This window comes from Gillisella vitis, assembly GCF_021559775.1.
Classification (GTDB): Bacteria; Pseudomonadota; Alphaproteobacteria; order Rhizobiales; family Rhizobiaceae; genus Allorhizobium; species Allorhizobium ampelinum.
The window spans coordinates 2,979,052-2,992,500 of sequence record NZ_CP056047.1 but is presented as its reverse complement, the minus strand read 5'-3'; the positions used below and the strand labels follow the sequence as shown (position 1 = coordinate 2,992,500).

At 55.6% G+C, this 13,449-nt stretch carries 8 protein-coding genes, 1 tRNA gene and 2 rRNA genes (1 of these 11 only partly in view); 5 read left to right on the top strand and 6 right to left on the bottom strand.

From position 1 onward, the window contains the following. The 4 genes from AVCG78_RS13885 to AVCG78_RS13870 all read left to right on the top strand — a co-directional run. A 23S ribosomal RNA gene (locus tag AVCG78_RS13885) occupies window positions 1-2,266 on the top strand; it begins 675 nt to the left of the window's first position. Window positions 2,267-2,607: 341 nt separating this feature from the next. Then, window positions 2,608-2,722: ribosomal RNA gene (gene rrf / locus AVCG78_RS13880) — 5S ribosomal RNA — on the top strand. Between the two features lie 119 nt (window positions 2,723-2,841). Continuing rightward, window positions 2,842-2,918, top strand: a tRNA-Met gene (locus AVCG78_RS13875). Between the two features lie 274 nt (window positions 2,919-3,192). Further along, complete coding sequence (locus AVCG78_RS13870) at window positions 3,193-3,741, top strand: hypothetical protein (RefSeq protein ID WP_174089754.1); 549 nt, start codon at window positions 3,193-3,195, stop codon at window positions 3,739-3,741. A gap of 15 nt (window positions 3,742-3,756) precedes the next feature. On the opposite strand, the gene AVCG78_RS13865 is transcribed toward AVCG78_RS13870, so the two are convergent. Further along, window positions 3,757-4,946, bottom strand: a protein-coding gene (locus AVCG78_RS13865) for an IS3 family transposase (protein WP_156636673.1) whose coding sequence is annotated in 2 segments (ribosomal slippage) — window positions 3,757-4,697 and window positions 4,697-4,946 — 1,191 coding nt in all. Because the reading frame shifts where the segments join, the coding sequence is not laid out codon by codon here. 50 nt (window positions 4,947-4,996) lie between these two features. Here AVCG78_RS13865 and AVCG78_RS13860 point away from each other — a divergent pair. After that, a complete protein-coding gene (locus AVCG78_RS13860; RefSeq protein WP_234796124.1) occupies window positions 4,997-5,977 on the top strand; it encodes a pyruvate kinase in 981 nt (326 codons plus the stop codon). A 107-nt stretch (window positions 5,978-6,084) separates the two neighbouring features. On the opposite strand, the gene AVCG78_RS13855 is transcribed toward AVCG78_RS13860, so the two are convergent. The 5 genes from AVCG78_RS13855 to AVCG78_RS13835 form a co-directional block, all read right to left on the bottom strand. Then, on the bottom strand, window positions 6,085-8,421 hold the full coding sequence (locus AVCG78_RS13855) for a polysaccharide biosynthesis tyrosine autokinase (protein WP_012654199.1): 2,337 nt from the start codon (window positions 8,419-8,421) through the stop codon (window positions 6,085-6,087). 640 nt (window positions 8,422-9,061) lie between these two features. Beyond that, complete coding sequence (locus AVCG78_RS13850; protein WP_071203336.1) at window positions 9,062-10,057, bottom strand: glycosyltransferase family 2 protein; 996 nt, start codon at window positions 10,055-10,057, stop codon at window positions 9,062-9,064. Continuing rightward, the gene (locus AVCG78_RS13845) at window positions 10,054-10,986 is read right to left on the bottom strand and encodes a glycosyltransferase family 2 protein (RefSeq protein ID WP_071203335.1); all 933 of its coding nucleotides are present in this window, start codon (window positions 10,984-10,986) and stop codon (window positions 10,054-10,056) included. The genes AVCG78_RS13850 and AVCG78_RS13845 overlap by 4 nt, the downstream gene beginning before the upstream one ends. Beyond that, the gene (locus AVCG78_RS13840; protein WP_071203334.1) at window positions 10,983-12,008 is read right to left on the bottom strand and encodes a glycosyltransferase family 2 protein; all 1,026 of its coding nucleotides are present in this window, start codon (window positions 12,006-12,008) and stop codon (window positions 10,983-10,985) included. Before AVCG78_RS13840 ends, AVCG78_RS13845 begins: the two co-directional genes overlap by 4 nt. Beyond that, window positions 11,998-13,242, bottom strand: coding sequence for a glycosyltransferase family protein (locus AVCG78_RS13835; protein WP_071203333.1), 1,245 nt, complete (start codon window positions 13,240-13,242; stop codon window positions 11,998-12,000). The genes AVCG78_RS13840 and AVCG78_RS13835 overlap by 11 nt, the downstream gene beginning before the upstream one ends. Between the last annotated feature and the right edge of the window lie 207 nt (window positions 13,243-13,449).

Genomic DNA, 13,449 nt, shown 5'->3' with positions numbered 1-13,449 from the left:
GGGAGTGAAATAGAACCTGAAACCGGATGCCTACAAACAGTAGGAGGGCGAAAGCCTGACTGCGTACCTTTTGTATAATGGGTCAACGACTTAGTGTAACTAGCAAGCTTAAGCCGGTAGGTGTAGGCGCAGCGAAAGCGAGTGTTAATAGCGCGATTGAGTTAGTTGCATTAGACCCGAAACCGAGTGATCTAGCCATGAGCAGGTTGAAGGTTGGGTAACACCAACTGGAGGACCGAACCCGCATCTGTTGCAATAGATTGGGATGACTTGTGGTTAGGGGTGAAAGGCCAATCAAACTCGGAAATAGCTGGTTCTCCGCGAAAACTATTTAGGTAGTGCGTCGATCGAATACCTCAGGGGGTAGAGCACTGGATGGGCTATGGGGACTCACCGTCTTACTGATCCTAACCAAACTCCGAATACCTGAGAGTACTAATCGGCAGACACACGGCGGGTGCTAACGTCCGTCGTGAAGAGGGCAACAACCCTGACCTCCAGCTAAGGTCCCCAAGTCATGGCTAAGTGGGAAAGGATGTGAGGATCCCAAAACAACCAGGATGTTGGCTTAGAAGCAGCCATCATTTAAAGAAAGCGTAACAGCTCACTGGTCTAAATAAGGGTCTTTGCGCCGAAAATGTAACGGGGCTAAAGCCATGCACCGAAGCTGAGGATGTGCAGTAATGCACGTGGTAGCGGAGCGTTCCGTAAGCCTGTGAAGGGACAGTCGTGAGACATCCTGGAGGTATCGGAAGTGCGAATGTTGACATGAGTAACGATAAAGGGGGTGAGAGACCCCCTCGCCGAAAGACCAAGGGTTCCTGCTTAAAGTTAATCTGAGCAGGGTTAGCCGGCCCCTAAGGCGAGGCAGAAATGCGTAGTCGATGGGAACCACGTTAATATTCGTGGGCCTGGTGGTAGTGACGGATCACACAAATTGTACAGTCTTACTGGATTGATTGTGCAGTGGAGTGGTTCCAGGAAATAGCTCCACCGTATAGACCGTACCCGAAACCGACACAGGTGGTCAGGTAGAGTATACCAAGGCGCTTGAGAGAACTATGTTGAAGGAACTCGGCAAATTGCACGCGTAACTTCGGAAGAAGCGTGACCCCTTTTTACGCAAGTGGAGAGGGGTGGCACAGACCAGGGGGTAGCGACTGTTTATCAAAAACACAGGGCTCTGCGAAGTCGCAAGACGACGTATAGGGTCTGACGCCTGCCCGGTGCTGGAAGGTTAAAAGGAGAGGTGCAAGCTTTGAATTGAAGCCCCAGTAAACGGCGGCCGTAACTATAACGGTCCTAAGGTAGCGAAATTCCTTGTCGGGTAAGTTCCGACCTGCACGAATGGCGTAACGACTTCCCCGCTGTCTCCAACATAGACTCAGTGAAATTGAATTCCCCGTGAAGATGCGGGGTTCCTGCGGTCAGACGGAAAGACCCCGTGCACCTTTACTATAGCTTTACACTGGCATTCGTGTCGGCATGTGTAGGATAGGTGGTAGGCTTTGAAGCTTGGACGCCAGTTCGAGTGGAGCCATCCTTGAAATACCACCCTTATCGTCATGGATGTCTAACCGCGGTCCGTTATCCGGATCCGGGACAGTGTATGGTGGGTAGTTTGACTGGGGCGGTCGCCTCCGAAAGAGTAACGGAGGCGCGCGATGGTGGGCTCAGACCGGTCGGAAATCGGTCGTCGAGTGCAATGGCATAAGCCCGCCTGACTGCGAGACTGACAAGTCGAGCAGAGACGAAAGTCGGTCATAGTGATCCGGTGGTCCCGCGTGGAAGGGCCATCGCTCAACGGATAAAAGGTACGCCGGGGATAACAGGCTGATGACCCCCAAGAGTCCATATCGACGGGGTTGTTTGGCACCTCGATGTCGGCTCATCGCATCCTGGGGCTGGAGCAGGTCCCAAGGGTTTGGCTGTTCGCCAATTAAAGCGGTACGTGAGCTGGGTTCAGAACGTCGTGAGACAGTTCGGTCCCTATCTGCCGTGGGTGTAGGAATATTGACAGGATCTGTCCCTAGTACGAGAGGACCGGGATGGACATATCTCTGGTGGACCTGTTGTCGTGCCAACGGCATAGCAGGGTAGCTATATATGGAATGGATAACCGCTGAAGGCATCTAAGCGGGAAACCAACCTGAAAACGAGTATTCCCTATCAGAGCCGTGGAAGACGACCACGTTGATAGGACGGGTGTGGAAGCAGGGTAACCTGCGAAGCTTACCGTTACTAATAGCTCGATTGGCTTAATCGTTCTCATTGACCATGCTCATCGACTTCGTCGATGAGCCATCTGTTTAGCGCTCACGCATGAGCGGCTCGTATACGAGCCTATGCTCCGCGAGGGCGCCGAACGATCGGCGACGCGCCTTGCGCTTGCGGACTTCGTCCGAAAGTGCCAAGCAAAACGTCGCGGAATGACGTGTTCATACAATAAGAAAACGGGCAACGCCCGCCAGCTTCTCAATTATGCAAAGCATCAATACGGTTCCGTATCAACGCTTTGGCACCCTTCTGAGCGCAGGCGAAGAAGATGGGTTTGCCAAAGAAAAGGGAACACTATTGGTGCCAAGCGTCAACATTGCCCTTAGCTGACCTGGTGGTCATGGCGGGGCGGCCGCACCCGTTCCCATTCCGAACACGGCCGTGAAACGCCCCTGCGCCAATGGTACTTCGTCTTAAGACGCGGGAGAGTAGGTCGCTGCCAGGTCTGCTAAGCGCAATGTTCATACTCAAATCAATCATCTTCTCTCACATACATCGGCCCCGCCGAAAACATAAAGGGTCGCTCAAGCGACCCTTATTCCGTTAACGAATAACAATATATAACGCGGGGTGGAGCAGCCCGGTAGCTCGTCAGGCTCATAACCTGAAGGCCGCAGGTTCAAATCCTGCCCCCGCAACCAAAATTACATCAATCCCGTAGCCTTAAACGCTGCGGGATTTTTGCGTTTGGGGAATGAGATCCTCCAGGCTTTCAGCTCTGTTTATATGTTACAAGGAAGGATGCGCACAGTTTCGAACCTGCGGCTTACTCCGTAAGTACTCACGGTTGAGATGATATCGATTTTCGAAATTGCTTTGTGAAACTTTCTAGACGGTTGACGTAGCTCAAAGCCTTCCAAGCCACCATCAGTCATCTGTGTCTAGAAGGCTTATGTCTTCTGGACATAATTAAGGATGATGGCCATGGCACAGTCTAATTTTGTTTCGAATGAGAATTCAATCGCACTGGAGGCTTTGCATCGCCAGATGAATGACCTTCGCGCTGACATTGCTGCGCATGCGCAGGATTTGTTGCAAGGTCTGTGCGGTTCGGCGGTGGTTCCCCTGCAACATAGGCCAGCGATTGAAAACCTTTGTCATTATCTTTCACTGCGCCACCGTGACCTACGTGTTTTGCAGCGCGAGTTGATGTGGAGAGGATTGTCGTCTTTGGGCCGGCTGGAAAGCCGCGTGCTTCCAACCTTGGATGCAGTCTCCGCAGCGCTATCGGGTCTACAAGGTGTTGCGTCACACCTCGATGGACTGTCTGAGAGTAAGTTCTTTGCCGGAGAGCGATCGTTGCGAGCGGCAACAGAGGACTTGTTTGGACCGGCCCGCTCCTCTCGCCGCGGGCGGATCATGGTGACCATGCCAAGCGAGGCTGCTGATCAGCCGGATTTTGTACTTGATCTCGCCAAACGCGGGATGGACATTGCCCGGATTAATTGTGCGCATGATGACTGACCTTGCCCCCAAGTTTTATCCAGTTTTGAGTTCGCTCCAGTGGTTTTGGGTTGCTGTATTCGGGGCGGTAGCGGCGGGTTGCGGTGCGGAGCCATTTCGGCTGCGCAGCACCGCATCACGTCGCGGGTTGATGGTCTGAGCGAACTCGGCCGGTGTCAGCCAGCCTAGACCAGAGTGTGGTCGATGATCGTTGTAGTCGCCTCGCCAGTTTGAAAGCCCTGCTCGAGCATGGTTCAGTGACGAGAAGAGCGTTTCATTCAAGAACTCGTCGCGCAGCCGCCCATTGAAGCTTTCGATGAAGGCGTTCTGGATCGGTTTGCCGGGTGCGATGTAATGCCAATCGACCTTCGTCCGATCCGTCCATTGCAGGATCGCGTTGCTGGTGAATTCGCTGCCATTGTCACTGACGATCATCTTCGGCTTGCCTCGTCCCTCGATGATCCGCTCCAGTTCACGGGCAACCCGCAGGCCAGAAAGAGACGTATCGGCGACGAGGCCAAGGCATTCTCTGGTGCAATCATCGACGACGGTCAGCACCCGGAACCTGCGCCCATCGGTGAACTGATCCGACACGAAGTCGAGGGACCAGCGGTCATTGGCGGCAAGCGGGATCAGCATCGGTGCTCGTGTGCCTATCGCCCGTTTCCGACCGCCGCGCTTGCGCACCGTCAGCTTCTCTTCCCGATAGAGCCGGAAGAGCCGCTTATGGTTCACAAGGTGACCCTCACGCCTGAGCAGCACATGAAGTCGTCGATATCCAAAGCGGCGGCGTTCATGCGCCAGCGCCTTCATCCGCTCGCGAAGGTCATAGTCATCGCAGCGCCTGGTCTCGTAACGGATCGTCATCCGGCAAAAGCCGATGGCTTTACACGCCCGCCGTTCGCTCATCTGGTGGTGATCCATCAGATGAGCGACAGCTTTCCGCTTTGCTGCGGGCGTCACCACTTCTTTCCCAAAAGGTCTTTCAAAGCCGAATTGTCGAGCATCGCATCTGCCAGGAGCCTTTTCAGCTTCGTGTTTTCGTCCTCCAGCGTCTTCAGCCGCTTGGCTTCGGAAACTTCCATTCCGCCGAATTTGGCCTTCCATTTATAGATGCTGGCATCGCTGACGCCGTGCTTGCGGCAAAGCTCCGAGACCGGCGTGCCTGCCTCATGCTCCTTCAATATCCCGATAATCTGCTCGTCTGTGAAACGGTTGCGCTTCATTCTCTGGTCCTCTCAATGGGACAGAGCTTACTTCAAAATGGATTAGTTCAGTGGGGCAAGGTCATGACGAGAAGGCATGGACAATGATTTCCGGTCACGTCCGCGCGGCGTCAGAGATCACTGGCCATAAACTGACCGTGTTGATGGATATCGCCGGACCAAAGATTCGCACGGAGGCCGTCGCGGGAGAAAAGCGCAAACTTAAAGTCGGGGACCGCCTCAGATTGGTTGCGCAAGGAAAGCCGCGTCCAACCGAGGATGTGGAGTTTGCGGCGACCGTATCGGTTGCGGAGATCGTCACCCGTGTCGCTGTGGGCCATCGGGTTCGATATGACGACGGTAAGCTGGAAGGTGTCGTTGAAGAAACGGGGCCAAACGAAGCGGTCATTCGTGTAACCCATACCAAAACCGGAGGTGTGAAACTCAAGCCCGAAAAGGGTTTGAACCTGCCCGATACAGCGCTTGGTCTTTCGCCGCTAACGACGAAAGACTATTCCGATTTGGCAACCGTTATGACACACGCGGATATGCTGGGCTATTCCTTTGTCAGCCATGCTGATGATATCGATCTTTTGGAGGATGAACTGGCGAAATTCCCGGCTCGTTTGCAGCCGCTTGGCTTGATTGCCAAGATCGAGCAGCCGCAGGCTGTGACCAACCTGCCGGAATTGATCGTGCGAGCTCGATGCCGTAATCGCCCGTTTGGTGTGATGATCGCCAGGGGTGATCTGGCGGCTGAAATCGGCTTTGAGCGGGTAGCGGAAATGCAGGAGGAGCTGTTGTGGCTCTGTGAGGCAGCCGCTGTACCCACCATCTGGGCGACCCAGGTTCTCGAGGATCTTGTCAAAACCGGTCTGCCGTCCCGGGGAGAGATGACCGATGCCGCCATGGCCGCTCGCGCGGAATGTGTGATGTTGAACAAAGGGCCTGCGGTGGGTGAGGCCGTGAGCCTTCTCGATAGTCTCCTTGCCCGTATGGACGGACATGTGTTCAAAAAGACCCCGACGCTTCGCGCCCTGAAATCATGGTAGAAGACGAACGCTTGTAGCGATCACCTTCATGTGCTTGACCCTCTCGGCACTGGCGGAGAGGGTCAAGTATATTCCAATTCATCATTTGCGGGTCGCCGTTACAGCAATCATTCCACGTAGTATTTATTGTATTGCTTGCGGAATTTCTCTGAACCGCCGAAGTCGCTATAGCGAGTCAGGGTCTGCATGTCTGTCTTGTTCAAGAGAACGCCGAGGACCTTATTGCTGATATGGGGTTCTGCTTCGAGTAGATCGGACACCAGCTTCTTAGGCGTCTTACCCCATTCGACAACGAAGACGAAACCATCTGCCAAGGGGGCGAAGGCCTTGGCATCGACGACTGGGCCAAGCGGCGCAAGATCAACGATGATGTAATCGAACGATTGGCGGACATTTTCGAGCAAGGCATTCATTCCAGGCGATGCGATGAGCTCGTTGGTATGAGCCAGAGATCGGGCTGCCGCGCCGGGAACGATGGGTAGGACGGCAAGTTTCGTTTCCTGGTCGACCTTGATGCAATCCTGCCAGGAGACCTCACCAAGCACGGCCTGCACGAGGCCGGTTTTCGGGGCGGGCTGCAGAAGCCGGCTGAGGCTCGGATTGCGTAAGTCGGCGTCGATCAGCAATGTCCGCTTGCCGCTGGAGGCAAGCAGAACGGCGAAATTTGCTGCAACCGTAGACTTACCTTCGCCAGGAAGTGCCGACAGGACACCGATAACGCGGCTTGTCTTGCCCTGTAGAATAATATCGGTGGCCAGCTTGGTATTGCGCAGGGTTTCTGTGAAGGCGGATCGGGGTGCTTCGATCACGGTTCGCATCATTCTGTCGAGCGATACATTTTCCGCGCCAGGAACGACTGTCGCTCCCTTAGGCGCTTTTTGACGCCAACGGGCAAGTTTGGGATTGATCGGCTTTTTCAACTTGGGACCGAGACGCGGCAGATAACCCAGAGATTTTTGGCCAAGTGTGGTGCGTACGTCGCTTTCCAGCCGGAAATACCGCTCCTGCATTTCCTGAAGAAAGGCTAGCCCGGCACCGGCCATCAGGCCGAGAACCATGGAAAGGGCGATCACCATTGTCTTTTTCGGGCTGGATGGTGAGGCGGGTATGCCAGCCTCCGAGATAACCCGTGCTTTGGCAGCCGGCAGTGATTGGCTTTGGCTGGCCACTTCGTAGCGATTCAGGAAGGCTTCGTAGAGGGTCTTGAGCGCTGACGATTTCTGCTCAAGCTCTCTCAGATGCACAAGCGATCGATTGGCGTCGGAATTGGTGCCGGTCAACTTCTCCAGGCTCCCGCGCAGTGATTGCTCACGCGATCTGGCAACGTCGAATTCATTGCCATAGCTTGACGTCAGTTGTTGCAGTTCCTGGAAAATCTGGCCGCCGACATTGTCTTTTTCAGCCTTCAGCGCTTTGGCCTGGGGATGGGTCGGGCCAAAATTGGCAACGATATCCTGTTCACGCTTTTCGATCGACAAATACCGGCTTCGCAGATCCTGGAGCACCTGATTGGCGCCAGCCTGTCCGGAAACGATGGCATTCTTGACCGCATTTTGCGGGCCTTGCGTGACGATGCTTTTATATTGCTCGTAGCGGGCCTGCGCGCTTGCCGCATCGGCCTGGGCAACGATCAACTGCTTGTTGAGGTCGGTCAACTGTTGTTCGGACATCAGTTCGCCGCCCGTTTGGGTCAGGCCGTTTTCTGCCTTGTATTTCTCAACGTCCAACGAGGCTAGTTGGGCACGCTTTGCCAGGTCGTCCAAGCGACCTTGCAGCCACAGTGTCGCCCGCTCACTGGCGTCGAAATTGGCATTCAACTGATCAGTGAGGAAGGCATCTGCGTAGGCTTTGGTGACTTTCGCCGACAGCAGAGGGTCAGGAGAGCGGTAGGATACGGCAATGACCGCACTGCGCATCACCCGCTCCACGGTGATGTTCTGCTGTAGCATGGCAGCGGCCTTGCCGCGCTTGCCTGCTGCAATTTCCGCATCGGTTAATTTCGGTCCGGGGCTGACCAGTCTCTTTACGGATCGCAACATGTCCTTGACGAAGGAGACTGGCGAGGCAGGAGGATTGGTGACCAGTTCGTTATCGCTGAGCTTGGCCTCATCGACAACCCGCAGGGCCATGCTGTTGGATTTAAGGATTTCGACGGCGCTGGCCAGTTCGGTATCGGCCTGGGAACGGTCACCGGGCGCTGCCTTGTCGTCTTGCGTGTAGCGCGACAGGCTATCATCCAGCAGGATCTGCGTCATCGACGTATAATAGGGTGTCGTGAAGAGCAGATAGGTGACGCCGAGCATCACGAAGAGGGCGATCGACAGACCGACGATCCTGGCCCTGCGCACGGCAATGGTCAACAGTCTATCAAGATCGATAAAGGAATCGGCTTCAGGCTGCTCCCGTTGCAGAACGGCTTTATAGGGATAACTTCTCTCGTTCATGGGGCGGCTCTTCATAATTCGTTGCGGAACATAGTTTGGTCCAAGGATGTCTCGGCGGCACCAGGCCTGAGCCGGAAACCGGCTTCAAACGTGGTTGAGGCATGGATGGCTGTCAGGAAAAGACCTCCGCTGACCTGCCGGGATTCATTTAGGGTTCGTCTCCCGCCAATGCTGTCCGGGCGGGAACTCTTCGTCAGGGCATGGTCTGTCAACGGACAGCTGGACCGCCGCGACTGCTCATGCACATTGGAAAAACTCACACTCATACAGCACTCCAAACCCTTGATCTCGACAGATGCCCGTTTCCCAGCTTCGTTAGGATCGGAATGATCCGACCCTGATCAAGCAAATTGTAGAACAATGTTGATATTCCGGTGCCTCATGTCATTCATGACGAACAAACCAGGCTCAGGCACTTTATATTCAAGCATCGTTGTCGCCTTAAATCGATTTCGGACTTAAGGACTTTGCACTATAGGACGTCTTGGTCCGCCTGAATACGGCATTCATGCGACGGAACCAATTCCTTTAAAAAAGAGTAAACAGCGCAGGTCAAGATCGCTCCGGGTTGGGACAAGGGCTTCATTAATTTTGGTCTTGGCGTGCAAAGATCCATGTCAATTCTCTTTAAAGCAGCGGGTTAGCCCTTGATTGGCGGATCGGCAGAAGAGGTAGCGGCTGTTGATGTCCGGTCTTTCTGCAGGCTCTTTATCAGTCGCCGGAGACGAACGGAGATTGGCATTTTCAGATGGCGCAGCGCCAAGGGATTGGCAAGGGCGGTCTTGATAACACCCGACACCGATCGTGCCTTGAGACTATCGATCAGATTTATGAAAGCGCGTGCTTCCTTCAGGCTGCGGGTTCGAGCCGTCTGGGCCGCAAGGGCTGCTCCTTTCAGCGGATAGCGTGAGATGAAACCGGCATCGGCGGCCATCATTGCATCGACATGATGGAGGCGAAGCACCCGAGAGATCGAACCCTCCCTGATATAATAGAGGTAACCCGCAGTCGGCTCTATTGTGCAGATCGCATTCTCGGCCAAGGCCGAAGCCAACAGCAGATAATCCTCGCCGATCCTGAGGCTTTCGTCGAAACGCAGGCCTTTGTCATTCAGGAAACTGCGCAGGAACACAGGCTTCATATAGCCGAAATTATGTTCGGATCGGAACAGGATGTTGGAGCCGATAAACCGCGCCAGGTCGATTTGGCCGATATGCGCCAGCGCGTCTTCCAGAAACATCGTCCGGCAGGTGCCATTCATGTCGACCACGTCGAGATTATCGACGACGACCTGGGCCTTTTCGTCCTCGGCGCGCTCGATCATTCGAAACAGCCGCATCGGTTTGAATGTATCGTCTGAATCCAGTACGGCGATCCAGCGACCACGGGCGGCATCTATTGCCGCATTCCTGGCACCGCCCGGGCCCTTATTGCGCTCCAATGCGATCAAGCGAACGCGGGGATCGGTGAGGGCTGCGACTCGTTCACGGGTATCGTCGGATGAGCAATCGTCGACAACAACAACTTCGACTGTGACATTAACCTGCGACAGCGCGCTTTCAATGGCGCGCTCGATGGTTTCACCGGTATTATAGGCGGCAATCACCACCGTGACGTCGGGGGTCCAGGCGATCATGGCTTGGCAGTCTCCAGCGATCCGTATTGGTGGATTTCACGAAAGCCGAGAATGCCGGAGACGGCGCCGAGATGCAGGATGCCGCGCAGGACATAGCGATGACGATGGATCGGCATGAAGACGAAAACCAGTGCGGCGAGAAAGCAGAAAACGGCCTTTGCTCCAGCCATCAGGATTGCCTTGAGTTTCGTCAACGCTCCCTTGCCTTCAGCCACCAGCCGGCCATGGGTCTGGCCCATGCGGTAGCGGCGCTTGGCCAACCAGTCGAACCGGCTGCGTGATGGGGTCACGGGCTCATGGAGAAGGGCGTTCTCAGCATAGGCGATCCTGCCGCCATTGCGGTATATATAGGTGAAATACTCGGTATCCTCGCCGCCGGTCTTGCCCAGCGCCAAGTTGAAGCGGCGCTCTGCAAGGCGTGGTGAACGCAGATCGAGAAGCACGTTGCAGGTATAGCCGGTACGGATTTCACCGCCGACGAACACCGGGAATGTCGAGTGAAAGTCACCTTTGCGCATCCATTCCGGCGCGTTGTCACTGTAGCTCGCCCTGACAGGACCAAGCACGGCATCGGCACCGGTTTGGCGGGCAACCGTCAGCAGTTCGGTCAGCCAGCTTTCCGTTGCGGTCTCGTCATCGTCGATAAAGGCGAGGTAATCGGCATCGCTGGCATCCAGGCAGGCATTGCGGGCGATGGATATATTGCCAGCCGGGCAATGGACGTAAATCAGCCCGCAGGGAAGACGCGGGCGCAGGCTATCGACCAAGGATGCAGCACTGGGCGTCTGGTCATTGTCGGCAACGATGATGCGCAGTGACACACCGGTGGGAACGTCGATCATGGCGAGCGACAAGAGAGCTGTCTCAAGCTCCGGCCGACGGAACGTGCAGATGCCGATATCGATGCGGATGGGATGGGCGGCATTCATGATGCAACCTCTTGGCTGGGCGGCAGCGGATAGGTTTTACGATTGCGAAAATCCAATATTTCCCGCCAGAAACCGGCCGACCAGGCAAAATGCATGATCATTGCCGAGAGGGCGGCCAGCGGCCCAAGTGGTTGGCGCTCGCCGATGGCGAGCCAGACGCCGTAGCCAAGGCAGGCCAGTGCCCAGACGAGAAGCGGGATGAGTGCGAGCCAGCTGAACACGCACAGCAATGCGAAAACGGCAACCGGAGCCACGGCCAGCGGAATGAGCTGACGCAGGCTTGGACGGGAGCGATGTTTCAGGAAATTCTGGGCGCGGCCGCGGCCATAGCCAAAATATTGCCGGTAGAGCGGCAAGGGGCTGGAGCGTGGATAATAGACCATGCTGGTATTGGCGGTCATCCAGACACGAAAGCCGGATTTATTCAGTCGGTAGTCGAATTCCGCATCTTCGTTATGGCGGAACGATTCGTCATAGCCGCCAATCGCTTTATAGGCGGCAATGCGGATCAGGGCGTGATGGCCATGATCCGTCCAGTGACTTTGAGCGCCTGTGCGATGCTTGGAGCCACCGTTGCCGAGCTTGGAATTCTGAGCCAGGGCCGTTGCCTTCTGGAACGTTCCGAAGCCAACCGTCAACATGCCGACAACGACGGAATCGGCCCCGGTTTCCAGGGCCTCTGTTACCAGTGTCTGGCAATAATCGTCTGGATAGGTGCCATGGGCATCGATGCGAATGATATAATCGTAATCGCCGCCGAATTGCGCAACGGTCAAGTTGACGGCGGCGCTCTGGATCTTCTTGGGATTGTCGATCAGCCTGACCTTGGAATTCTCAGCGGAAATGCGCGAGACGATCGCCTGGGTCTGATCGCGGCTGCCCCCATCTGCCACGACGATTTCAGCGTTCAGATCGTCAAGCGCCTTGGCCAGATTGGCGATAACGCCCGCGATATGCTTTTCTTCGTTGAGGCAGGGGATGACGATCAGGCATCTTACGGATTTCAGCTTGTCAGCCATCATGAACGTCTACCTTGTTCGAAAGGGTTGGCTTGGTTGAAAGGATCGGCGCCTTCAGGGCGTTTGAATTCAGAGAGCGGGAGGCCACGGGATCTGCAGGAAGTGCCGCTAGTCGTCGCACCAATGTCTCGCAATCGGCTCTGGTGAGCGTGAAGCTGTGAGGATCCTGAGCGGCAACCGCATCGAAGGCGGACTGATAGCGCTCGGCATTCATGGTTTCAAACAGTGAAACGAGGGACGAGACACTTGCATCAGGCAATTCAAAGCCAATACCCTTGCGGGCCAGGTAGCGTGCTGTCTCAGTTCCCTTCAGGGCAATGGGAACGGTGCCATAGCGACATCCTTCATAGAGCCGGTTCGGCAAAAGCCAGCTTGAATTCTGGCCTTCCTCGTAGAAATCGATGGCCCAGACAAATTGAACCTGCTGGTAGATGCCTGCCAGGTCCTCGGGATTTTTGTAGGGTCCATGAAAATTGACATGCGGTTCACGTGCGACCTGAGCATCGAAATTCTCAAACTCGATATGAGCTGGACGTCCACGCATCTCAACAACTGCCGAACCCTGCATCGACCGGGTGAATTCACCGAGCAGTTTAAGGGATTTCGAACAGCGTAGGGCGCCGAACCAACCAATGCGCCAAGGCTGGCCGGGAGCCGGAACCCGCGGTGTCAGCGCCAGCGGTGCGTCTTGCCCGGACAGGTCGAGCACCTGGTTTTCCAGCAGCATGGTCGGCAGATCGAGACCTGAAAGCGGCTGAAAATACTGTTCGACAAAGGCCGGAGAGCTGGTGATCAACAGGCTTGCCTGGCGACCGAGCCGCGCTTCCAGACCGCGCAGGGACTTGCCGAGCGGATCATTGCGCAGCATCAGCCGGTGAATGTCGAGACATTCATAGACCATCGGCACGGCTGCACCGAAAATATGGCGGGCGCGACGGCCTATGGCCAGCATTTCAAGATTGCGGGCAATGATCACGTCCGGGCGGGGCAGATGGCCAAGTTTTGCGGCGGCTGACAAGCTGGCTTTCAACACCGTTGCTGCGCGGTGAGCAAAGCGGCCATCGGCGGTTATTCCAAGCTCAATCGGCTGAACACCTTCCACCGCGGCCAATTTGTTTTCATCGCGGCGAAAGCCAGCCAGCATCACGTCCGCGCCACCGGCACGCAACATCATCACCCTGCGGCGAATGGCAGGATCGGCAAGGTCATGCGCAAGGTATAGCACACGTATGGTCATTGGCCCCCTTTGTGCAATTGCGGGGAAACCCTCGCCAGTGAGGATCCGGTTTCCCGCGCTAAATTGCGTCTTCATGGAAAGGTAAGCCACCCATGGCATACCTCGCCCCCTGTCATAATGATGCGGCATGTCTTTTCTTGAACCTTACCCGGATCAAGCCATGATGCAGTAGTCTGGCAATGTGGCGTCCCTCTCAACGTAAGGCCG